The following is a 23,738-nucleotide window of genomic DNA, read 5'->3' as shown; positions in this document are numbered from 1 at the left end:
TACCGGTGCCGCCCATTAGGGTTGACGCCATGTTGGTGGATGCCCCGGGACCGGGGCCGGCGGGGGCGCCTAGACGCAGGGGGGCGCGCTTCGCGTCCGCCGGCCACGCATCTGTTCACGACGAAGACGGGGGCCGACTGTGACCGAGAACCAGTACATCAACGTCACGCCACACCCACGCATCTTGGGTGTGCTTGGCGACATCGAGTTCTCTCACTGGCAGTGCCTGGCCGAGTTGATCGACAACTCCTTCGACGAGTTCCAGGCGGCCGGCGGAACCGTCGACCGGCCCTCGGTCGCGGTCTCGCTCCCCCCGGCCAACTCGCAGCGTGCGACAGCCGAGATCAAGGTGCAGGACAACGGGCGGGGCATGAGCCTGGAGGCCGTCACCAACGCCATCAGCGCGGGCTGGACGAGCAACGGTCGACATGGTTCCCTCGGCCTGTTCGGCATGGGTTTCAACATCAGTACAGCCCGACTCGGTCGGCGCACCACGGTACGCACCAGCCGGGCGGGCGATCCGGACTGGATCGAGGTGACCCTGGACCTGGCGCGGATTGCCAACTCCTCCAAGTACCAGGCGCCGTACCGCTTGGTGCCTAAGACCAATCGCGACGAGCACGGCACTACGGTAACGATCAGCGAACTTAAGCAGGAGCAATACGCCACGCTCTGTCGCCCTCAGACGCAGAGCGTGATCCGGGAGAAGCTGGGAGACGTCTACAGCTACCTGCTGGCGGAGAAGGGCTTCCTGCTCACGCTCAACGGTAAGAAGGTCAGGCCACGCCTGCCCTGCGTCTGGGATGAGAAGCGAATCGTCACCCGACAAGGCGTGGATATCCATGCTGTACAGAGGATCGACCGCGTTCTGAGCACCAAGAACGCGTGCATGGCGTGCGGATACTGGAGCACCGCCGACGCGGAGCACTGCGAGGAATGCGGTCAGGATCGCCTGGAGCTGCGGGAGCGCAGGATCTGGGGTTGGATCGGGATCCAGCGCTACCTCCACCGCACCGAATACGGGCTGGACTTCCTCCGCAACGGGCGCAAGATCATGCTCAAGGACAAGCGAGTCTTCTACTGGGAAGACGAGGACGGCATCGCGGAGGCTGAGCTGGAGTACCCCATCGACTCCGGAGCCGTGCCGATGGGGCGGATCGTCGGTGAGATCCATTGCGACCACGTTACTCCGAACTATCAGAAGACCGCGTTCGAGTTCGATACAGCCGAATGGCGTCAAGTTGTGCGCGAGGTCCGCGGGACCAGTCCCCTACGCCCCAAGATTGCCAAGAGCCTTGGACTGCCGGAGAACCGCAGCCCTCTCGCCCTGCTCTACGCGGGGTTCCGTCGCCAGGACCCGGGGCTCAACTACCTAATCCCCGGCGATGGGCGTAACGCTCTCCACGAGACGGCGGCGAAGTGGGCCGGGTTGATGCGGAAGGGCGACTACGACTACCAGACCGACGAGGTCTGGTACCGAGCCGCCTATCAGCACGACAACCCGATAGTGGTCGACCCGCAACCGGAGAACGACGACATCCTCCCCGGGTTCGGGGCTGGACTCCTCGACCCGGATGACGAGCCGGAAGGCGGTACGGCGCCGGGCGCGACAGGCCCGACTGCGGCTGGTCAAGAACCGCCCGAGGACGAGATCGCGCCGACGGAGACGCTGGATCAGCGGCTGGAGCGATACCGAGACAGCGCCGACCCCATTGTGGACCTGACAGGCTCGTACTACCTTGAAGAATTGGGCCGCGTGGATCTGACGGCCTGGGCGGTCCGCGGACAGAACCTCGTCACCAAGGATGAGCGGCCCGCGCCTGTGATCGTCTCGATGGTCCGAGCCCCGCACCTGGACGTCTTCGTCGACACCGGCCACTCGCTCTTCCGCGAACATGGCGCGGACATGCGCGACCTGGCGCTCGTCGAGGTCGCGGAGTTCATGCGGGTACGGGCGAACATCGTGTCGATGCCCTTGAGCGAGATCGTGGCACAGCTCAAGAGCCACACCTCCAGCCCTCGACTGACGCCGGCGGCGACGGCGGAGGAATCCGAGAGACTTCTGGAACAGGTGCGCATGGCGATGGTGGCGCCCGTGTCGGCGAACTCGGCGGTGCACTGGCTCCTGCTCACGAAGGATGAACGAGCTGACGCCGAGCGCCGATTCGCGGTCGAGGCCGACGGAGCGTCCCCCTGGAACGACGCGATCTCCAGCGGTGAGTTCATCCGCTATGTCCCGGCCAGCGCCGTCATCCGCATCATCCAGGACTCCCCGGAGACTTTCCTCGACGGGTGCGTCTTCAAGCGCGGGTACATCGCTCTGAGCGATCCCGGCGCTCGAGCGCTCGTCGTGGAACGACTGATCAACCCCCTGGGGGACCTCGCGCTCCTGGAACAGCACCGTCCACGCCTGGACGTGGAGGAACTGGCCCGGATCAGGATCAGCTGCAGACTCATCGCGCGCGACCTCGCCGACAACACCTAGGAGAGCGGAATGCGATTCCTTGACGCCGCCTCCCTCCTGGACTCCGGCCCACTGCAGTTCCCTCGCCGCATTGAACGCCTCCTGTGGCACCTGGGGTTCTCCGATGTGTCCAACATCGACGGCTCCGGTGACGAGGGGGGCGACATCCTCGCCCTCCGCAAGGGCGAGACCTGGGTGATCCAGTGCAAGTGGAAGCGACACGGAGCCGTAGGTGCGGACGCGGTGGATGAGGTCGCCCGCGCTCGGGATCACTATCGCGCCCACAAAGCCGTCGTTGTCACCAACACTCGCTTCAGCCCCGAGGCCCGGAAGCGGGTGGGGAATCTGGCACGCCTAGGTCCCGGGATCCTTCTGTGGGGCGGAACGGACCTGACGACCAGCTTCGACCGGGTACCGCCCCGCTTTGGGAGAGTGACGCCACGGCCGTACCAGACCGAGGCGCTCCAGGCACTGACCTCCGATCTCGATGCATCAGGTCGTGCGCTCCTTGTGCTTGCCACTGGCCTGGGTAAAACGGTCGTCGGAGGCGAGGTGATCGGGGCGCACCTGCGACGTGCCCCCCAGGACCAGGTCCTGGTCGTCGCGCACGCGAAAGACCTTGTCCAGCAGCTTGAACGGGCTCTCTGGCGGCACCTACCCAAGGATGTCCCGACGCGGATCCTCACGGGCGACACCCGCCCCAACGATCTCTCCGGCCTCACCTGCGCGACGGTCGGCTCGGCGCTCTCGGCCGCGCGATTCGGGTACCACCCAGGTCTCGTCATGATCGACGAAGCCCACCACGTGGGTGAAGAAGGCCAATACGACGAGCTGCTGGAACTCCTCAGCTTGGCCAGGCACCTGGGCGTCACGGCGACCCCATGGCGCGGTGACAAGCACGACATCACCCATCAGCTAGGCGCCCCCAGCTTCAGCCTGGGGATCGAGGAGGGCATGCGGCGCGGCTACCTCGCTCAGGTCGACTACCGCCTGTTCGTCGACGACATCAACTGGGACATCGTCCGCGAGGCCAGTAACCACTCATACGGACTTGCCGAACTCAACGCCAAGCTCTTCCTGCCGCAGCGGGATGAAGCCATCCGCGACGAGCTGGCCACCGCATGGGCCGGCACGCGCAACCCTCGCGCCATTGTTTTCTGCCGGACTATCGAACATGCCGAGCGGCTCGCTGACCTGTTGCGGCGCACCCCCCTTTGGTCAGGTGCCCTCGCCATCCACGCGGGACTCACCAAGAGGGAGCGGCAGAAACGCCTACTCGCCTTCCGGGCCGGCGAAGTGCCCATCCTGACGGCGATCGACATCCTCAACGAGGGCGTCGACGTACCGGACGTGAATATCCTCTGCTTCGCGCGAGTCACTCACTCCCGCCGCATCTTCGTTCAGCAGCTCGGGCGAGGCCTCCGGCTGCGCGAGGGAAAGGAGCGCGTCACGGTGTTGGACTTCGTCAGCGACCTCCGCCGCATCGCTGCCGCGCTCAAGCTCAAGCGCGCGCTTGACGGGGATGGCGAGATCGAGACCCTGGCGAAGATCACCCCGTCGAACATCGACTTCAGCGACCAGAAGGTGGCCACCCTCATGGACGAGTGGATCAAGGACGCGGCCAGTCTTGAGACCGCGTACGACGAGCACCGACTCCAGTTCCCCGCCACCCGAGCACCCCAGGAGTAATCACCGTGGCTTTGCAACAGCTGCCGGCACCCATTCGTGAGCGCCTTCTCATCGAGATCTACCAGCAGGCCAACGACATGGACTGGGAGTTCTTGAGCCTCACCGAGAAGACGAACCAGTACCGGCGATGGATCGAGGACCCCAAGGTCGGCGGAGTCCTGCTCGCCTACGGGCCGGAGAAGGACGCCCGGGTCTGGATCAAGGATGTCCCCATGAAGGAGTACGCCCGAGCGCAGGAGGGGATCGGGAACTATGCCCGCTACGCGGTAAATCGGTTCCAGGGGCCGGAGGAAATCGTTCGTGCGGCATGTGGTAGCGGCTGGGTGATGAAGCCCGATTCGGTCGGGGAGAAGCCGAACCACTGCTACGCCATCGCCAGCGACGCCACTCGATACATCTGCTGGGGCCGGGCCGGAAACTTCCGTGACCTCGTCTGGGCCGCGCTGAACGAAGCCATCGACTCGACGGAGCGGCCCGCGATCGTCATCACGACCCGCAACGGTGAGACCGTCTCCACGGCAGAGCGCACGCGCCAGGAGCGACTCGCACTGCGGTGTGGGGCGGACCTGCGGTATCTCCACCGCGAGATGGTGCCAAACCCCGACTACCTTGGAGCGACGGGCGATGGCCGTGGCCCGTTGCAACCTACTCTCATCGACTAACGCAGGGAATCAGTAGTTTCTCAGGGGCATCACTGAGCTTTTTTCAGGCGAGCCACTGATCGAGTGGCGCGGACAAGGCCAGGACAGCGGCTGCAAACGACGAGGCTCCCGTGCCGTTGAGGAAGGTGTTCGAAGTCTCAACCCATCGGCGGAGGAGCCTCTTTGGTTCCCTAGCGGAGTGGAAGGACCACGAGATCCCCGCACCCGGCGACGTGAACGGCGACGGCCACACCGACCTGTGGGTGCGCATCACCGACGGGCAACTGAAGCGGTTCCTCTGCGCGGGAGCCGCGGCCCTGCCCGCCGACCCACCCACGATCCACACCGCACCGGTGGCCTCGTATCCGCCGGCCGTCGCCGTGTCTGTACGTCAGCGCGGGAGATCCGAGCCCAAGCGGCGCAGAGCCGCGTGAGCTCTGCGGAGGAGAACCAGGCGTCCGCTGTGGCTGACGCCTGGGGGAGAGACCCGGCGGGATGGGCAGAGCCCCCACCTGGTGATCTCCTCTGCTTCACCCCACAGGCCACGGTCCAGTCATGCGCTGGCAGAGGGGACGTCCCGCTCAGGACGTCTTCCCGAGCCGTAGAGCGCGATCATCGCCGGAGGTTACGAGCCGCTGGCTGCGGGGTACCGATGCGGCCGGTGATCATCGCTGCATCCACCACACGACGCTGGCGACAACAGCGGATCCGGCCGCAGAGGCGCTACCGCGAACCAGTCCGAAGACAGCGGCACGGACCAGACTGAAGCTTCCCCTTGATCCAGGACACCTGGAGACTGGGACCTGAGGTTCCAGAGGAAGTAGCACCAGGTGGGAAGCAAGTACACGAAGCGGTACACCGAGGAGTTCAAGCGGGACGCGATCGCGCTCGTCGACTCCTCGGGCAGGACGGTCACCGCGGTCGCCCGGGAACTCGGCATCAGCTCGGAGTCCTTGCGCGGCTGGTACCGCCGGGCCAAGGCGGACCGGGGCGAGGGACAGCCCGGCGAGCTGACCAGCGCCGAACGCGAGGAACTCAAGCGGCTGCGCAAGGAGAACCGCGAACAGCAGCAGACGATCGAGATCCTGAAAAAAGCGACGGCCTTCTTCGTGAAGGAGAACGACCGGTGAACGAGCTGTACCGGTTGATCCATGCGGAGAAGGCGAACTACCCGATCGTCCTGCTGTGCCGGGTGCTGCACGTGGCCCGCTCCTCCTACTACGCCTGGCACGAGGGCGAGGCCGCCCGCCGGGCCCGCCAGGCGGCCGACGACGTACTCGCGCACGAGATCACCGTGCTGCACATCGCCTCCCGCAAGACCTACGGCGTCCCGCGCATCCACGCCGAGCTGCGGCTTCTGGGGCGGCGGGTGAACCGCAAGCGCATCGCCCGCGTCATGCGTGAGCGCGACATCCGCAGCGTCACCCGACGCAAGCACCGCTCGCTGACCCGGCCGGACGCGAAGGTGAAGCCGGCCCCCGACCTGATCGGCCGCGACTTCCACGCCGAGCGCCCCGGCACCAAGCTGGTCGGCGACATCACCTACCTGCCCACCGCCGAGGGCTGGCTCTACCTCGCCTGCTGGCTCGACCTGGCCACCCGCGAGGTCGTCGGCTACGCCATGGCCGACCACCACCGCGCCGAACTCGTCGTCGACGCACTCGACATGGCCCACGGCCGGGCCCGGCTGGAGCCCGGTTGCGTCATACACAGTGATCGCGGAAGTGAGTACACGTCCACCCAATTCTGCGAACAAATACGGGAGTTGGGGCTGCGGCAAAGCTGTGGACGCATCGGATCATGTTTCGACAACGCCGCCGTCGAGAGCTTCTGGGCCCTGCTCACGGAGGAGATCGGAACCCGAACCTGGCCCGACCGGGCCACCGCCCGCGCCGAGGTCTTCACCTTCATCGAGACCTTCTACAACCGCCGCCGCCTACGCAAGCACAAGATCTTCGGCTACCTCACCCCGGCCGAGACCAGGCAGCGGCACCAACACACCCTCGCGACATAACCATCGAGTGTCCAAGATCACGGGGAAGCTTCAGATGACGAGGCGAGTCCCATATCAGACAAGCCCTGCGCAAGGTTTCTCAACACCTCCGACCAGCTGCGGGTACGTGGATCGCCCGCAGAGACCCTCGGAGCAGGAGAATCTGAGGGGCTTTTAAGGGACTTTCACGTCTGTCCCCAGTGACTTTCCGCCGTGTAAGCAGCGAAGGCCCTGACAGCGCTGAAAGATGCGAACGCGCTGGTCAGGGCCCACGTGCCTAGCACTCGATGAACTTCACCGTCAGCCACGCGAGCGCCGGTTCTCCTGCGCCTGCTGCGCCGCGAGTCCGCGCAGTACGGCCCTGTCCATTTTCGGAGTGGCGTCCAGCAACTCCATGAACCACGGCGCGATCCACGACGAGTCCCGGTGCAGCCACTCGCCCGGCGGCAGGACCGTACCCGGCTTCCATAGCGGTGACGGTCGTTCGGAGCTCCTCGATGCCGCCGCGAAACCGACGCCGGGCTCCCCGTCGTCGGGCACCCTCCGCCCAAGCTGAGCGGTCACGCCGATGAGCCACCACTGGAACGTCCAGTGGGACGGGGAGGATGAGTCGACAGCAGCTCGTACGGCCGGGGACGTGAGGCCTGCCGACTGCAGTGCGACGAGCGGCAGTCCCTCCGGTGGGGGAAGTCGGGGAGCCGTCTCCTCGGTTACAAGCGGCCCGTCGTTGTGGATCTTTGCATCGTAGGTCTCAGACACCCGAACGATCTCTGCGTAAGTGTCCTCAGCGAGTTCGACGTTCAGGAACTCCCTGATCCCACTGTAGAAGTGCAGCTGGGTCTCGACCCTCAGCTCTGCCCCTGCCCTGCGCTTCAGCTCGTCGACCAAGCTCGGCCACGGGCGCGAACTGCGAGTGCCGGAGCCAGACTCGTACCAGTCCTCTTTCGTGTCGTTCGATACAAACAGCACTCGGCGACCGGGCTCAGGTAGATGGCTTACGTACTCGACGACCTCTTCCCAGAGCAAGAAATCACCAGCGGACTTGAGAGGCGTGTCCTTGTCGGAGTCCGCGAACCCTGGAGGAATCTTGTTCGGGAATCGGAAGGCGGTTGCTTCCTCTAGTCGCTTGCGCAGCACGTCATCGTCGGGCTGCTGACCAACACCCTCTCCGTAGAGCTCCGCGACGCGCGGGAGGATCGGATCCTCCGCATCAGTCGCGTTCAGGGCCAGGCCGTGATCGGTCTTCAACATATCCAGGTGGCGCCTGAACTCGTCCCTGTAGACGGACAGGTGCTTGTCGACCTCTGCGTCTTTGACCAGTGCATCCAGGCTAGCTACCTCTTCCGGTGCCCGGGCGTACTTGTCGAGCTGGGTGCGCACGAGGTTCTTGGCCTCGATAATCGCCTTGCGCGCGGCCATGAGCTTCTTGTTCACATCTGACGCGGCGTCCGCGAGCGCTCTCTTCCGCGACTCAAGCGTGCTGCGGCGGCCGCGGACGAACTCGAGGCCGACCTGGTACGGCATCCACAACCGTCCCGCGGTCTGCTCAAGCGCCGACAGCACCTCCTCCCGGGAGGTCTCCGTGTACTCGTACAGGCTGAGGAGCACGTTCGTGTCGAGCACGATGATCCCGTTCTGGAAGAACGCGCTGCGCTCAGCATCCACCGCTGACGGCTGCGGCTGGAGCCATGCCGCGAACCGCTGCAGGAGTACCGGGTCGCTCATGTCCGCCTCCGGTTCAACCATCCATTGCATCCTCAGGTGATCATCCTGGCACAGGCCGCCGGCAGCTGCGGGAGCATGCACGGCTACCGGCGCCTGCCTCCCTTCAAAGATCGCAACTTCCCTTGCAGTTACGCCTCCCAGACAGCAGTGAGCGTCGCCTACTACATTGCGTCGAAGTTGGCGATCAGAGCTGTGACCCGGGCTGGCGCCTTGTCGAGGAGGAAATCGTCGACGAACACCACGTCGGTAGCGTTCCGACCATTAGAGGCGGCAGTGTCGCGCACGACACTGATACGGGCGGACTGCAGCGACCCGTCGGCCGCCTCGAACGGGCTCTTGGCCGCGACCCAGACCCGCTCTTCGAAGAGGACGGCAGGTCCGGTACCTCCGAGGTCGTCCACGAACTCCGCATCTTCGGGCGAGAAGTCCGAAGCCCAGTTCCGCAGCAGTCCTGCGGCGCGTCGGGCGCGCTGATCGCTTGCGGCACCCCTGCCCTGGAGGATAGCGAGGAGGTCGCCGGCCAAACGCCAGTCGAGCAGGCTGTGATACGCCATGTTTGTGTAGTCGCGGAGGCACTGGTAGCACGAGCCTCGGCAGTCGCGACCATGCGCTCCTGTGGCCAAGGTGGCCAGCATTTTGTTCGCTGTAGCCATCAGTTGCTCGAAGACGTCGCGCTCAGCGAGGTGCGTGCAGTAGCCAGCACCGTTGTCCAGGGTGTCAGAGAGGAAGGCGAATGTGCGCGCCTCGCGGCTGCCGGATCCTGCTCCGTGGATGCCGGACGCGATCTCGTTGGGCTGCACTTGGAGGATTGCGCCTGCGGCGGATCGGAGCAGGGCGGCAAGCGAGTACCAGGCAGCCCGCCTGCCTGAGCGGTCGTCCGGGAAGCCGGTGCTCTGGGGCACGGACGTGAGGTTGAGACGCAGGCCGAGAGCGGGGATCTCGCCGGCCTGAGGTCCGAGGAGGAACAGGTCGGTGTGTTGGGTAGCGCCGATGGCTGTGGTGAGCGGTTCCTCGCCGGCTGCAATGTCTTTTGTGAGCCAGGGGAACAGCTCCGCCGCCCCAGTCTCCAGGTATGCGCCGGACCAGCGTGCGGTCGGGGTGAGCTTCGCGAAGCTGAAGAGCCGACCGCCGTTGTCGTTGACCGAGAAGCGCTGGCCCTTGCCCGCGTGGACGACCATTCCTGCCGTCGCAATCTTCTCTGGCGCGCCACGCTCGAGATCGGCAGCCGTGCGCGGTGCCAGCGACCTCGCACGCCAGGCGAAGTTGCCGTCGAAGTCACGGGCCTTGCCGCCGGAGTAGAAGCCGGCTGGCTCGCGGAGTTCGAGCTCGCGATATGACCCGTCAGCAGCTCCGCAGGCGCGGCAGGGATGTTGAGGCGCGTCGTCTTCCTGCACTGGAGACATTTGCACTTCGTCCGCAAGATGTCCGCAGGCGCGGCAGATGCCGATGGGGATGGACTGCCCAAGCGGCTGATCCACGGCTCGCGGGGCCCTGCCCGTTGGCTCGAACGCGACCACTCCGGTAGCGGTGTGGACCTGTCCGTCCTTCACGGTCTCCGCGCCGGGTGCGAACTGCGAGATGGCGATGTCCAGAGAGCGGTCGACTACTCCGCTCGGCGGCCATGGGTACGAGTCGTAGGGGCGCTTCGTGTACAAGTACCGGGCCGACGTAGGGAATCCAAACATCGGCAGTAGGCCCGACTCTGCAAGCCGCTGGCTGAGCTCGTGGTGGCCGCTTGCGCGGTCTGCGATCCGTGCAACGCGGTCGACAAGATCCGAGGCGACCCATTCCGCTGCCTCAGCCGGGGACCATACGCTCCGGGTCCAGTCGGCGAGGGCTTCAGCGAGCCTTCGGACCTCAGCCTCGTGCGACTTAATCCAAGCGTCGATGGCCTCGCTGACGACGTGCCAGTCGGCGCAGTGCCCGAACTGGCCGTGGACGTTGCGGGTCGGGTCGATCCCTGCGTCGTCCCCCACTGTAACGTGCACTGCGTCAAAGGCCCGGCGCAGCACTTCCGCGGCGAGGACCCTCTGGTAGATGTCCTTCATGTCGGTAGACAGGTAGGGACGCGGGGTCGCGTCGTTGGTGATGCGCTTCGGGTCTTGGAAGTAGTACTCGTCGTGGCTGCGGCCACGGCACACGGTCAGAGCGAGTGCGACCGGCGAGCTGCGGCGTCCCGCGCGTCCCACACGCTGCTGGTAGTTGAACCGGGTCGGGGGCATGTTGGCCATGAGGACTGCGGACAGCGGGCCGATGTCGACGCCGGCTTCCATCGTGGTGGTGACGGAGAGGACGTCGAGGGTGTCTGGGATCTCGTGTTCCTTGCCATCAAGGAAGATGCCCTGGAAGCGGGCTTGGCGGGCCTGAGCGTCGAGGCGGTCCGTTTGGCCGGTGAGTTCAGCGGTGTTGAGCCGGAAGTGCCCGAACTGCTTGCGTGCCATCCAGGCGTAGTAGTCGGCGTCGATGCTTTCGAACTGCTCGGACTCTGCAGGCAGGGGCCGTCGGCATTTCGTGCAGATGCCGACGCCCGGGTGGAGGTGGCGGCGATTGCATGTGGAGCAGGTCCAGGACACCGCACTGCCGTGGCGCAGCGCGACGTGCTCGGGTTGGATGACGTACTTGAGGACTGCAGTCCCCCAGATCAGCTCCACCGTGGCCTGGAGGTCGTCCGGGTCCTGACCGAGGTAATCTGCTGCACTGGCCCAGAAGTCCCGGAGCTTCTTGGGCGGGTTGTCTGCCGGCTTGCGCAGTCCGGCGAACCGGCGCATGTGGCCGAGGATGCGCAGGCTCGTCCGGGCAAGCGCAGCATCCGACGCCCGCTCGGCTTCGAGCGGCGCCTGGTCGGACGCGACGGTGAGCCAGCCCAGGCCGAGAGACTCGAAGTCACGCCCGGCACTGCCGAAGAGGCCGCTGAGCAGCTCAGTGCTGAGGGATTCGCGCATGTCCTGACGCAGTTGTTCCTGGCGCTCGCTCAGGACAAGGCTGGATTCATCACGTACTTCGCCATTCCCCCCCTCCGGCCAGCGGTACAGCGAGGTCCAGGGCTGCGGCTGAGAGCCCATCTGGTAGGCCGTCTGCTGGAGGGACGCCTTCGGCCCACCGGGATTGGCGCCGAGCTGGACGAGGCGTTCAGCAACGGCGGCGGCGTGGCTGTCGAGACTGGGCACCCGGCTCAGAAGGCCGTAGAGCGCGGCTTCCTCAGCGGGGTCGGGGAGATCGTCGTCAAGGTCGTCGAGGCTCGCTGCAGCCTGGGGTTTCTGGAGCTTCTCCCACGCGTCGTACGTATCCCGGTCCCGGGCCCTGAGCCGGTCGCGTGCGGCCTTGGCCGTCTCCCGGCCCACAGGGTTGTCGGGCGACTTTCGGTAGAAGCCTGAGACGGCGGCGAGGTCTGCCACCGGGTCGCCCTGATCCGCTACCTCCTCGGCGAGGAGCAGGCGCAGCAGGTCCTGATAGTGGCGGAGGCCGAGGCCGGCTGAGAGCTTGGCCGCATCCTGCCGACTGTCAGAGAAGACGACGGCCTGCCGGTTCGGGAGGAGCGAGAGGATCCCGGTGGTAAGGACCTGGTTGACCTTCTCGAAACCGGTGCGCATAGACCGCACCGGCGTGCGCATGCGGCGCGGGTCGCTCAGGCTGAGGTGCTCGCTTCCTGCCTGCCGTAGCTCCCAGTCGTCGCCGCAAGAAGGACACTGGGTCGGTGTCGCTGGAAGGTTGTCGGGCTTGAGCCGGGCGTTTCCCTTCTTCGACCGGGGAACGCTGACATGGAAGGACCAGCCGGTGTGGTTGCTCTGGTTTCGGAGCATGCCGGTGCGCGGGTCGTACTTGCTGCGCTTGAACTCGAAGCTGGCGCTCAGCACCCCCTTGTCGGATGTGGAGTCCCAGGCGAGTTTGTCCGTGGCCGGTTCGTCTTTGCGCGGCCAATAGACGATGTAATTGGCCGCGCTGGGCCCGAGAGCAGCAGCGTCAGGAAGCGAGTCGAGGTCGGGCAGGTCGGCGAGCAGGCCGGCTTCGAAGGGACGTTCCTTGGTGTTCCGGAATGCCGATGCGGGCGCGTATCCGCCGAGGAAGGCGTCTCCACAGTTCTGGCAGTAGAGGAGTTCGAGAACGCGGGCGTCGCAGCTGCACCGAGGCGTGGGTCGGGAGTACAGCTTGCCGACGGTCCTCGCGGCGCCCTCTGAGCGCGGGGCATCCGGGCATGCCGGGTCTGAACAGGCCCACACTCCGGGGATGTTACGGAAGAAGAGATGTCCGCGAAGTTTGGGCGTGTCAGGGCCGGCTGAGCTGCGTAGCGCGGCGAGGATTCCGCGGATGGCGTCCGTCTGGGTTGGAGCATCAGCGCCTGGGAAGAGTCGCGCGGCGACTTCCGTGTCGAAGTCCGCGATGAGCCGGTCGCCGTCACGCAGAGCATTGACGAACGCATCGGCTGCTCCTGTGTCAACCAGGAGCCGTTCAGCCTCAGCAGGTTCGGGGGCGGTGCCGAGAGCCGCGTACGCAGGGGCGTGCTCGGAGATGTCGGTGCGTGTGTGGGGCGGCAGGACGAGCTGGCCGCCGAGGACCTCGAACCGGTCGCGGTCAGCGCCGAAGAACTCCTGCAGGAAGTCCAGGTCGCGGGGCGCCTCGAGGGATGCGGAAGCCGCGAGGATCCGGAATTTCTCTGGCTTGTCGTCCAGGCCGAGCCTGTGGCGCAGGTTGCGCAGGAGGAAAGCGATCTCCGTGCCTGCTGTGCCCCGGTACATGTGGAGCTCGTCGACTACCAAGGTGAAGCGGGCGTTCGGGACTTCTTCGAGCCAGCGGCGCGTCTTGTCGAAAATGCCCGACTCGCGCGATCGCATCAGCATGACGTTGAGCATGCTGTAGTTCGTGATCATGATGTCTGGCGGAGCCTGGATCATGTCCCAGCGGGAGCGCATTTCCGCGCCGTCGAGCCTCGGGATGAAGAACCGGCCGTCTCCGGCAGCCTTCTGCGCTTGCCTCGAGCGCTCCTCCGTCGCGGCGAACTCCTTGCGGAGCGTCTTCACACCGGTGCTCGAACCGAAGTCGCCGGGGACAGGCGTCGCTCCGGTGTACCGGCCGAAGTAGAAGCGGTGGCCGGGTCGTGATCGCGCAAGCCACGCCCGGATCTCGTCGCTGTCGAGGGCTTTGCGCAGGCGCATCATCTGATCGTCGACGAGGGCGTTCATCGGGTAGAGGACCAGAGCGCGCACGGCAGCCTGGCGACCGTTCTCCCCTGCCCGCTGCGGCTGGTACTCGCCGTCTGGGGTCGCCCACCAGCGGTTGGACGGCAGTGTCCCCGCCGACCAGGCCGCGGATTCACGAACGAGGTCGGCCAGGATGGGCAGCATGAACGACTCCGTCTTGCCGGAGCCGGTGCCTGCCGTGACGACGACGTCACGTCCGTCGCGGACCGCAGCAGTGAGGGCTCGGTGCTGGTGCTCGTAGAGCGACGGAACACCCTGCAGCAGACCGAGCTGCACCAATTCCGCGAGGTCGGGGTGGGCACCCGCTGAGCGGACGGACTCCGCGATCCCCGCGTCCACAGTGCCGTATCGCGGGCGGACTTCCAGGAGGGGGCGCCGCCACGCCCCGCCGTCCACGTCGAAGAGGCCCTGCCGTTCCGCTTCCAGGTGCTGGTCAGCGAGGCCGAACGGCGTGTTGTAGTAGCGGAAGAGCGCTTCTTTCAGGTGCTCGAACGACCCCAGGATATCGACGTCTCGGCCGCTGCTGCGGGGCTTTTCCGCGACGGAGTCACTCATCATTCTCTCCAAGGTGCTGTCCCAGCGAGTCTGCGATCTTGATTGCTACGGCCTTGGGTACGTTGTCGTACGCCAGGTTCTCGGCATGCGCATTGATTCGCGGCGCGAGGCCGGAGCACATGACGGCCACGCGCCGGTGGAGGTCGGGCAGAGGGTAGCCCCAGTCGACGTACAGTGTCCCGAATCTCTCCCGCCCGCAGTCCTTTTCGGGCAGCCAGCGGAGCACATCGGCCTCCGGGTTCCGGGACTCCAGGACGAAGTAGACCCCTTCCTCGTGGCTGGTCTGGTACCACTCGCCATTGTGCCGAACTTGGCATACACGCTTGCCTTCGCGCTGCTTGAGCCGGTAAAGGCCATCCCCCCGGGGGCGGACTGCAGGCTGGTATTCCCGGCGGTCCAGGTTGTACTGCTCCAGCGGTTGCCCGAACTCCGGTGCGGATGTCCGCACTTCAAGTCCGAGGGGTGGAAGCAGGGCAGCGCCCTGGAGAGCGAAGCAGGATGTGTACTCGGCTCCAAGCTCGGTCGCCCACTGCGCCAGCCCAGCCTCGTCGTCGAACTGGACCATCAGCGAAACAGGCAGAGGAATGTCCCGAGGCGGACGCGCGCTGGGCACCCGGAAGAGCTCTACCAAGCCATCTCTCACTGCCTGATCGAGACGATCGTCGAAAGTAACCGTCCGGCTCCCGGCCAGCACGGCCAGCCCTCGGGCCTGCGGCAGCCGCGTCAGTACGGGCGGTGCCGCGGACCAGCGCCGGTTGCGCCAGTCGATGTCCATGTGGCTTAGGGATACAGCGTCGCGCAGCCAGCGGCCCGCTGCACCCGGCTCGATGTCCGGGCAATATGTGGATGCGAACCACCACATGCCCTGCTTGACGTCGGAAAGCGCGCCCGCTCCCCGCTCGCTCACCCAGCGCAGCAGCAGGTCTCCTGGATCGGTCATCAGGCTCCCCGCCTTCCGGCGATTGCTTTTGCCGCTGCTACATACCCGAGCCAGACGGGGGCGTGCGAACGCTCGGCGGCGCTCATTACCGCATGCGCCCAGGCGTAGTCATCGTGGGACGGCTCAGGGTCGGGAATGTCAATTGCTGCGGCTAGTGCCCGGACGGACCACCGGGCAGCCGTCCGGTAGACCAGCCACACATATTCTTCCGGCACCTCGACCTCAAGGCAGGAGCCGCGGGCCTCTTCCGGCAGCCGTGACACCATCCACGCTGGGACTGACTGCTGCTTGACTCTGCGCGTACTGCCGCGGTGATCGATCAGCACTGCTTCCAGGACATCACTCCGTACAAGCTCGGTGCGCGGCAGCCTGATGTTGTCCGGTGCATAAGCACCTCGGATAGCCGCGTCGGAGTCGCCGACCTCGCTAAGCTCACGCTGGGCGCTTCCGCCGCAGTCGTACCCGAGCATCCCGGTCCCTGGCGGAAGCCTGTCGTGCAACCCGTCGTACAAGGTGAAGACCTGGCTGCTCTGCGCTGTGCCTACCTGGTGCTTCCCCTCGTCAAGAGGGACGAGGCGCAGCGGGAAAGGAATGCGGGGGTCGGCACGCAACTTCTCCGTGTAGCCGTCGAGCACGACCTCGACGCGGCCGTCTGGGGATTCACTCGCGGGCAGCAGCAGGTCCGGGCCGGCGCCGCGGAGGTAGTGGCCCGCAACTCCGGAACCCGCCCGGTACTCGGGCGCGATGCGGAGTCCGCCGGACAACTCGGCGCGCTGCCGGAGCTGGGGCTCGAGGACGTAGGCGTGCGCTCCACCGCGATCCAAAGTGCTAGCGAAGGCACCCCCGTTGACGGCACGGACGCCTTTGAACAGCTTCCAACCCATGACCGGCGTCGACGTCTCGCGGACCGTCCGGCCGCCAAGAGCATTGACCATGGAGCGTACTCCATCGACGGCGGAGTCGGCGGCAAGTATCCAGTGCTGTTCGCCGGGCTCGAAGTATTCTGTGCTCACCCACTCGCCGAGGTAGGGGTGCATCCGCAGCAGCACGACCTCCTGCGGCACCCATTCAAGGACCAAGGCCTCGCCCTCGAGACGTACGCCGTAAGCCAACTGCTGAGGGGATGGCCGGAGGGACTCCAAACCTCCGTAAACGTCGCCGTACTCCTTACGGAGCGTGAAAGCGCGCCCACCTGGCAGACAGACCTTGGTCTCGGGCGTCGCTTCGACAGCCTCGGCCAGCCAGTCCAGTCGCCTTCCGCGGTCGGCGACCATGAGCCGGAGCCCGAGAGCCCGGCGCCGGTGTCCGTGTTCAGGCTCGTGGAGGGTTCCGTCCCAGTCATCGGCGAGCCGCTTGAGGAGACTGGAGACGAGCGTCTCGCCGGTGTCAGCAGCGTCTGCGAGCTCTTCCATGAGCCGGGGCGACAGGTGCCGGTCCCGACCCGCTGTCCAAACACGGAGCCGCCGCAGGAGTTCTCGACCGGAGACCTCGGTCCCATTTTGCGGCCTCAGGCGAGTAGTGGCGAAGAAACGTGTGAGGACGTGCCGGTCCGAACCGCGGACCAGAGCCTGCGAGATGGGGTAGCCGATTTTCCAGCGGGACTCTTCGGTGCTCACCGTGCTGGTGCCGAAGAGACCGCCCGTATCCTCCAGCCAGGTGTCCAGCTGCTCCCACATCTCGGCGACGTCTTCGAAGGCCTTCTCCAGCTTGTTCGCGCGGTAGCCGGACAGCTGCTCGCCGAACACCTGGATCCAGCGCCCGTAGAAGTTACTCCTCAGCATCCCGTCGGCTGACGCCATGCGGGTAGCAGCCAGCACGGACAGGGCGAGCACGGGGAGGCTAGGCGGCGGCACCTGTGTCCCGCCGTTCACCCATTGCGCGCACTCGCGCTGGACGCGGCTGAACAGGGATCTTTCGGGGTCGCCCCAGTTGAGTTCGTCGGCAACGGCCAAGGCCAGACTCGTTTCGATGCCGTAGAGCTCGGCGAGCTGCCGTTCACTCTCGTCATCGACGTACAGGACGGTGCTCCGCAGCGCATGGTCCGCACCGAAGAACTCTGCAGAGAGCACTTCGTGCCATAGCGTGTACGCGGCTCTCATCAGCCTTTCCGCTCCCCCTCCGTATCCGCCTGCCCAGCCTGCGGCAGAGAGCGCGCACTCAACGGTCACTCACCGCCGGGAGGGAGATGACGCCGCCGTCTGTCCGCGAAACAGGGCAAGCGGAAGGAACGCACTTAGTGCTATGCAGGACAATTAGCCTACTGCGGAAGCTACTTGGCGGCACGCATATGCACAAGATCCGTCACCTGACGTAGCGGTACTGCCGCGGGGACACATGCCGGGCCGGACGGCGTATACCTCGATGCGGCCCGCTTCGTCCACCGCGATCACGGCGTGACGGCCGTACGTGAGCCGGGCCGAGGTGGCCTTGGGGCGGATGCCGTACAGGGCCGGGCCGACTGTTCAGGCGTCACGGCGGGCGGGGCGGCGGTCTGGGAGTCGGAGGCGGCGGATAGGGCACGGTGCGGTTCCTTCGTTCGGGACAGTCGGCGCGGTGCTCTCCGGCCGGGTGAGGTGGTCATGCGGGTGGTGCCTGCGTCACGCCCCGGGGCAGCTCGTACGCTCGGCCTTGGGGCGCGGCGGGCTGTGTGGCCGTTGGCCGGGCGGGCGCGGCTTGTGTCGCTGCCGCGTGGCGGGCTGGTCAGCTGAGGGAGTCGTACAGCTCCGGCGTGTCGACGGTGGCTGCGAGCGCCAGTGGCAGCGTCGGTGCGGGCATTGCGCCGCCCCTCTAGTGAACACCCTCCGTAAAGGCTAACGGGCAATCAGACGTGTCTGACGCGTCGTTACCCATTCAAGATCATCTTGCATACGCGTTGCACAAGGTGATGAAAAACAGCGGTGATCAATGGAAGGTCGAGAAAGGGTATAACCGCAGGTCGTCAGGCGTTTTGGGGTGTCGTGCCCCTTGCCGTCAAGGGGCACGACACCCCGCCGGTCAGATGTCCCGGAAGATCTCGATCTGCGCGCCCACCGAGTTGAGCCGCTCCGCCAGCTCCTCGTAACCGCGGTTGATCACATACACATTGCGCAGTACGGACGTGCCCTCCGCCGCCATCATGGCGAGCAGCACCACCACGGCGGGCCGCAGCGCGGGCGGGCACATCATCTCGGCGGCGCGCCACCGGGTCGGTCCCTCGACCAGCACCCGGTGCGGGTCCAGGAGTTGCAGCCTGCCGCCCAGGCGGTTCAGATCGGTGAGGTAGATGGCCCGGTTGTCGTAGACCCAGTCGTGGATGAGGGTCTGGCCCTGGGCCGAGGCGGCGATGGCCGCGAAGAAGGGCACATTGTCGATGTTGAGCCCGGGGAACGGCATGGGGTGGATCTTGTCGATCGGCGCCTCCAGTTTGGAGGGCCGGACCGTGAGGTCGACCAGCCGGGTACGGCCGTTGTCGGCGGTGTACTCCGTCGTGCGGTCGCAGTCGACGCCCATTTCCTCCAGCACCGCGAGCTCGATCTCCAGGAACTCGATCGGTACCCGGCGGATCGTCAGCTCGGACTCCGTCACCACGGCGGCGGCGAGGAGGCTCATCGCCTCGACCGGGTCCTCGGAGGGGGAGTAGTCGACGTCCACGTCTATGTGCGGGGAGCCGTGCACGGTCAGAGTGGTGGTGCCGATGCCGTCGACGCGTATGCCCAGCGCCTCCAGGAAGAAGCACAGGTCCTGGACCATGTAGTTGGACGATGCGTTGCGGATGACGGTCGTGCCGTCGTGCCGGGCGGCGGCCAGCAGTGCGTTCTCGGTCACGGTGTCCCCGCGCTCGGTCAGCACGATGGGACGGTCGGGCGTGACCGAGTGGTCTATCCGGGCGTGGTAGAGCCCCTCGGTCGCGGCGATCTCCAGGCCGAACCGGCGCAGCGCGATCATGTGCGGCTCGATGGTTCGCGTACCGAGGTCGCAGCCGCCCGCGTACGGGAGTTTGAACGAGTCCATCCGGTGCAGCAGCGGGCCGAGGAACATGATGATGGAACGGGTCCGGCGGGCGGCGTCCGCGTCGATGGCGGACAGGTCGAGCCGGGCGGGCGGGACGATCTCCAGATCGGTGCCGTCGTTGATCCACCGGGTCCGCACGCCGATGGAGTTCAGCACCTCCAGGAGGCGGTAGACCTCCTCGATGCGGGCCACCCGGCGCAGCACCGTGCGGCCCTTGTTGAGCAGTGTGGCGCAGAGCAGGGCCACGCACGCGTTCTTGCTCGTCTTGACGTCGATGGAGCCCGAGAGCCGACGGCCGCCGACCACTCGCAGGTGCATGGGCCCGGCGTAGCCGAGCGACACGATCTCGCTGTCGAGTGCCTCACCGATACGCGCGATCATCTCAAGGCTGATGTTCTGGTTGCCGCGCTCGATGCGGTTCACGGCGCTCTGGCTGGTGGCGAGCGCCTCGGCGAGCTGACTCTGTGTCCAGCCCCGGTGCTGACGGGCGTCACGTATGAGCTTGCCGATGCGTACGAGGTAATCGTCTGACATGGCGAAAGGTTATCTCAGATATGAGATGCGACCTGTGGTGGGGTGTGGCATTCGGGTGACGGCAGGGCGTGCAGGCACGGAAGTTGCGGGGCCGGTCGCGTGTGAAGGGTGCGGCGACCGGCGCACCGTGCGTTCCATGGTTCACCCGGACCGGCGTGACGGCGAACGGTGTACGTCCGTCCGGGGAACGGGGGTGGAGGAGTCAGGCCTCGAAGCCGCCTTCGGCCAGGATCCTGTCGATGCGGGCGCGATGCGCCTTCTCCCATGCGTCGAGGGATTCGTCCGCTTCCTCGGTCAACTTCTGCCGGGCGTCGAGGAGTACCTGCGCCCGGCGGGCGCGGGGAGTGACCACGATGCCCTCCTCGTCGGCCACCACGATGTCGCCGGCGTCGACGTCCACGCCGCCGCACCGCACCGGACCGTTGAGCGGCCCGACGGCCTTCTTGGCTCCGGGGACGGGGACGACCCCTCTGGCGAAGACGGGAAAGCCCATGGCGCGCACCTCGGCGAGGTCGCGGATCACTCCGTCGGTCACGAAGGCCGCGATACCTCGCCGCTGTGCGACGGCGCAGACGTTCCCGCCGGCGAGTGCGTAGTCCACGTCGCCCGCTTCGACGACGACGACCGAGCCGGGTTCCGCGCGGTGGACGGCCGCGTGAAGCATCAGGTTGTCGCCCGGGGGGCACCGCACGGTGAACGCCGGGCCGGCGACGCGCGGCATCGAGGGCCACAGGGGGCGGATGCCGAGGTCCATGACCTGTTGCCGCCCGAGGAGATCGGCGAGGGTGGTCGGAGAGATGTCCTTGAACTCGATGACGTCGTTCATGTTCCTCCTTCGTCCGGGCGCCCGTGCCGCTCCGTACGCCCATCGGGGCGCCGACGGCGGGCGGCGTGCGGCGGCGAGACTACCGAACGGCGGGGCGGGCCCGGCCGCGGCGGCGAGCGCCTGGCTCGCGAGGCGTGCGGCCGAAGTGCGGTTCGCCGGCGAGTGTCGAGAAGCTCTCGATCTTCGGCCCCTGCGGCATTCGGCCGACGGTGGAAGGGCGACCCCGCCCGCACATGACCGTGCGGCGGTGATGTACTAGAGTTATCTCGACATCGAGATATATACCGAAGGCGCACCGTGGCCCGCCACTCGGTAAGGGTAGCCTAACTAAGCCTTACCTCAGCGGATGGTCGAGGGGCCGTAGGCGGCACCACGCGGCGCCCGCCGTAATGAGGCGCGGCGCGGAGTACGCGCACATTGATGAAGGAGACTGTCGTGTCGGCGAACAGCTTCGACGCCCGCAGCACGCTGCGCGTGGGCGACGAGTCGTACGAGATCTTCAGGCTGGACAAGGTCGAGGGCTCCGCGCGCCTCCCTTACAGCCTGAAGGTGCTGCTGGAGAACCTGCTCCGCACCGAGGACGGCGCGAACATCACCGCCGACCACATCCGGGCGCTCGGCGGCTGGGACTCCCAGGCACAGCCCAGCCAGGAGATCCAGTTCACCCCGGCCCGTGTGATCATGCAGGACTTCACCGGTGTGCCGTGCGTCGTGGACCTCGCCACCATGCGTGAGGCCGTCAAGGAGCTGGGCGGCGACCCGGCCAAGATCAACCCGCTCGCCCCGGCCGAGCTGGTCATCGACCACTCCGTCATCGCCGACAAGTTCGGCACCAACGACGCGTTCGCGCAGAACGTCGAGCTGGAGTACGGCCGCAACAAGGAGCGCTACCAGTTCCTGCGCTGGGGCCAGACCGCCTTCGACGAGTTCAAGGTCGTCCCCCCGGGCACCGGCATCGTGCACCAGGTCAACATCGAGCACCTGGCCCGTACGGTCATGGTCCGGGGCGGCCAGGCGTACCCCGACACCCTCGTCGGCACCGACTCGCACACCACCATGGTCAACGGCCTCGGCGTGCTGGGCTGGGGCGTCGGTGGCATCGAGGCCGAGGCCGCGATGCTCGGCCAGCCGGTCTCCATGCTCATCCCGCGCGTCGTCGGCTTCAAGCTGACCGGCGAGCTGCCGGCCGGCACCACCGCCACCGACCTCGTGCTGACCATCACCGAGATGCTCCGCAAGCACGGTGTCGTCGGCAAGTTCGTCGAGTTCTACGGCGAGGGCGTCGCCGCCACCTCCCTGGCGAACCGCGCCACCATCGGCAACATGTCGCCGGAGTTCGGCTCCACCGCGGCGATCTTCCCGATCGACGGCGAGACCCTGAACTACCTGAAGCTGACCGGCCGCAGCGAGCAGCAGGTCGCGCTCGTCGAGGCGTATGCCAAGGAGCAGGGCCTCTGGCTGGACCCGGCCGCCGAGCCGGACTTCTCCGAGAAGCTGGAGCTGGACCTGTCGACGGTCGTCCCGTCGATCGCCGGCCCGAAGCGCCCGCAGGACCGCATCGTCCTCGCGAACGCCAAGCAGCAGTTCGCCCAGGACGTGCGCAACTACGTCGCCGACGACGAGGAGGCGGGCAAGGAGTCCTTCCCCGCCTCCGACGCCCCGGCCGCCTCCAACGGTGTCCCGTCCCGCCCGACCACGGTCACGGCCCCCGACGGCACGTCGTACGAGATCGACCACGGCGCCGTCACCGTCGCCGCGATCACCTCCTGCACCAACACCTCGAACCCGTACGTCATGGTCGCCGCGGCGCTCGTGGCGAAGAAGGCGGTCGAGAAGGGCCTGACCCGCAAGCCCTGGGTCAAGACCACCCTCGCCCCGGGCTCGAAGGTCGTCACCGACTACTTCGACAAGGCGGGCCTGACGCCGTACCTCGACAAGGTCGGCTTCAACCTCGTCGGCTACGGCTGCACCACCTGCATCGGCAACTCCGGCCCGCTGCCGGAGGAGGTCTCCAAGGCGGTCAACGAGCACGACCTGGCCGTGACCTCGGTGCTCTCCGGCAACCGCAACTTCGAGGGCCGGATCAACCCCGACGTCAAGATGAACTACCTGGCGTCCCCGCCGCTGGTCGTCGCGTACGCCATCGCCGGTTCGATGAAGGTGGACATCACCAAGGACGCCCTGGGCACCGACCAGGACGGCAAGCCGGTCTACCTCACCGACATCTGGCCCTCCGAGGCCGAGGTGAACGACGTCGTGGCCAACGCCATCGGCGAGGACATGTTCAACAAGTCCTACCAGGACGTCTTCGCGGGTGACGCCCAGTGGCAGGCGCTGCCGATCCCGACCGGCAACACCTTCGAGTGGGACCCGCAGTCCACCTACGTGCGCAAGCCCCCGTACTTCGAGGGCATGACGATGGAGACGACCCCGGTCGAGGACATCGCCGGCGCCCGCGTGCTGGCCAAGCTGGGCGACTCGGTCACCACCGACCACATCTCCCCGGCCGGTGCCATCAAGGCCGACACCCCGGCCGGCAAGTACCTGACGGAGCACGGCGTCCAGCGCCGCGACTTCAACTCCTACGGCTCGCGCCGCGGCAACCACGAGGTCATGATTCGCGGCACCTTCGCGAACATCCGCCTGCGCAACCAGATCGCCCCGGGCACCGAGGGTGGCTTCACCCGCGACTTCACCCAGGACGGCGCGCCGGTGTCGTTCATCTACGACGCCTCGCAGAACTACCAGGCAGCGGGTACCCCGCTGGTCATCCTGGCGGGCAAGGAGTACGGCTCCGGCTCGTCCCGCGACTGGGCCGCCAAGGGCACCGCGCTCCTCGGTGTCAAGGCTGTCATCGCCGAGTCCTACGAGCGCATCCACCGCTCGAACCTCATCGGCATGGGCGTCCTCCCGCTGCAGTTCCCGGAGGGTGCGACCGCCGAGTCGCTCGGCCTGACCGGCGAGGAGACCTTCTCCTTCACCGGTGTGACCGAGCTGAACAACGGCACCACGCCGCGCACGGTCAAGGTCTCCACCGACACCGGTGTGGAGTTCGACGCGGTCGTCCGCATCGACACCCCCGGTGAGGCGGACTACTACCGCAACGGCGGCATCATGCAGTACGTGCTCCGCAACCTGATCCGCAAGTAGGCGATCCGGCAGGGCAGTGGGCCGCACCTCTTCGCA

At 66.6% G+C, this 23,738-nt stretch carries 13 protein-coding genes; 7 read left to right on the top strand and 6 right to left on the bottom strand.

Annotated features, from left to right (window positions below; translation table 11 throughout):
- Positions 1-139: 139 nt before the first annotated feature.
- From ACIRP2_RS14855 to ACIRP2_RS14830, 6 genes are all read left to right on the top strand, one after another.
- Positions 140-2,485 (top strand): ATP-binding protein, encoded by a 2,346-nt coding sequence (locus ACIRP2_RS14855; protein ID WP_404250154.1) that lies wholly within the window; start codon positions 140-142, stop codon positions 2,483-2,485.
- Positions 2,486-2,494: 9 nt separating this feature from the next.
- Complete coding sequence (locus tag ACIRP2_RS14850; RefSeq protein ID WP_404250151.1) at positions 2,495-4,153, top strand: DEAD/DEAH box helicase family protein; 1,659 nt, start codon at positions 2,495-2,497, stop codon at positions 4,151-4,153.
- A 5-nt stretch (positions 4,154-4,158) separates the two neighbouring features.
- Entirely contained in the window at positions 4,159-4,815 is a 657-nt protein-coding gene (locus tag ACIRP2_RS14845) for a hypothetical protein (RefSeq protein WP_404250149.1), read from the top strand.
- A gap of 212 nt (positions 4,816-5,027) precedes the next feature.
- The gene (locus ACIRP2_RS14840; protein WP_404250147.1) at positions 5,028-5,228 is read left to right on the top strand and encodes a hypothetical protein; all 201 of its coding nucleotides are present in this window, start codon (positions 5,028-5,030) and stop codon (positions 5,226-5,228) included.
- A 396-nt stretch (positions 5,229-5,624) separates the two neighbouring features.
- Positions 5,625-5,924 (top strand): transposase, encoded by a 300-nt coding sequence (locus tag ACIRP2_RS14835; RefSeq protein ID WP_404250144.1) that lies wholly within the window; start codon positions 5,625-5,627, stop codon positions 5,922-5,924.
- Positions 5,921-6,808: an IS3 family transposase gene (locus ACIRP2_RS14830; RefSeq protein WP_404250141.1), complete on the top strand. Its 888-nt coding sequence runs from the start codon at positions 5,921-5,923 to the stop codon at positions 6,806-6,808. Before ACIRP2_RS14835 ends, ACIRP2_RS14830 begins: the two co-directional genes overlap by 4 nt.
- A 279-nt stretch (positions 6,809-7,087) precedes the next feature.
- On the opposite strand, the gene ACIRP2_RS14825 is transcribed toward ACIRP2_RS14830, so the two are convergent.
- From ACIRP2_RS14825 to ACIRP2_RS14800, 6 genes are all read right to left on the bottom strand, one after another.
- A complete protein-coding gene (locus ACIRP2_RS14825) occupies positions 7,088-8,533 on the bottom strand; it encodes a PIN-like domain-containing protein (protein ID WP_404250139.1) in 1,446 nt (481 codons plus the stop codon).
- 140 nt (positions 8,534-8,673) lie between these two features.
- Complete coding sequence (locus ACIRP2_RS14820; RefSeq protein ID WP_404250137.1) at positions 8,674-14,262, bottom strand: DEAD/DEAH box helicase; 5,589 nt, start codon at positions 14,260-14,262, stop codon at positions 8,674-8,676.
- Positions 14,255-15,202, bottom strand: coding sequence for a hypothetical protein (locus ACIRP2_RS14815; RefSeq protein WP_404250135.1), 948 nt, complete (start codon positions 15,200-15,202; stop codon positions 14,255-14,257). Before ACIRP2_RS14815 ends, ACIRP2_RS14820 begins: the two co-directional genes overlap by 8 nt.
- On the bottom strand, positions 15,202-17,301 hold the full coding sequence (locus ACIRP2_RS14810; RefSeq protein ID WP_404250132.1) for a hypothetical protein: 2,100 nt from the start codon (positions 17,299-17,301) through the stop codon (positions 15,202-15,204). The genes ACIRP2_RS14815 and ACIRP2_RS14810 overlap by 1 nt, the downstream gene beginning before the upstream one ends.
- Positions 17,302-18,196: 895 nt before the next feature.
- On the bottom strand, positions 18,197-19,726 hold the full coding sequence (locus ACIRP2_RS14805) for a helix-turn-helix domain-containing protein (protein ID WP_376274064.1): 1,530 nt from the start codon (positions 19,724-19,726) through the stop codon (positions 18,197-18,199).
- Between the two features lie 202 nt (positions 19,727-19,928).
- Complete coding sequence (locus ACIRP2_RS14800; RefSeq protein ID WP_404250130.1) at positions 19,929-20,552, bottom strand: RraA family protein; 624 nt, start codon at positions 20,550-20,552, stop codon at positions 19,929-19,931.
- 435 nt (positions 20,553-20,987) lie between these two features.
- On the opposite strand from ACIRP2_RS14800, the gene acnA reads away from it, so the two are divergent.
- On the top strand, positions 20,988-23,702 hold the full coding sequence (gene acnA, locus ACIRP2_RS14795; RefSeq protein ID WP_404250128.1) for an aconitate hydratase AcnA: 2,715 nt from the start codon (positions 20,988-20,990) through the stop codon (positions 23,700-23,702).
- The last annotated feature ends 36 nt before the right edge of the window (positions 23,703-23,738 follow it).

It is taken from the genome of Streptomyces sp. NPDC101194, from assembly GCF_044767885.1.
GTDB lineage: Bacteria > Actinomycetota > Actinomycetes > Streptomycetales > Streptomycetaceae > Streptomyces.
This window is presented reverse-complemented; position numbering and strand designations above follow the sequence as displayed.

What these genes read in the sequence shown, in the direction of transcription:
- ACIRP2_RS14850 (WP_404250151.1), top strand. Translation starts at nt 2,495, where the DNA reads ATGCGATTCCTTGACGCCGCCTCCCTCCTGGACTCCGGCCCACTGCAG.
- ACIRP2_RS14825 (WP_404250139.1), bottom strand. Translation starts at nt 8,533, where the DNA reads ATGGTTGAACCGGAGGCGGACATGAGCGACCCGGTACTCCTGCAGCGG.
- ACIRP2_RS14820 (WP_404250137.1), bottom strand. Translation starts at nt 14,262, where the DNA reads ATGAGTGACTCCGTCGCGGAAAAGCCCCGCAGCAGCGGCCGAGACGTC.
- ACIRP2_RS14815 (WP_404250135.1), bottom strand. Translation starts at nt 15,202, where the DNA reads ATGACCGATCCAGGAGACCTGCTGCTGCGCTGGGTGAGCGAGCGGGGA.
- ACIRP2_RS14810 (WP_404250132.1), bottom strand. Translation starts at nt 17,301, where the DNA reads ATGAGAGCCGCGTACACGCTATGGCACGAAGTGCTCTCTGCAGAGTTC.
- ACIRP2_RS14805 (WP_376274064.1), bottom strand. Translation starts at nt 19,726, where the DNA reads ATGTCAGACGATTACCTCGTACGCATCGGCAAGCTCATACGTGACGCC.
- ACIRP2_RS14800 (WP_404250130.1), bottom strand. Translation starts at nt 20,552, where the DNA reads ATGAACGACGTCATCGAGTTCAAGGACATCTCTCCGACCACCCTCGCC.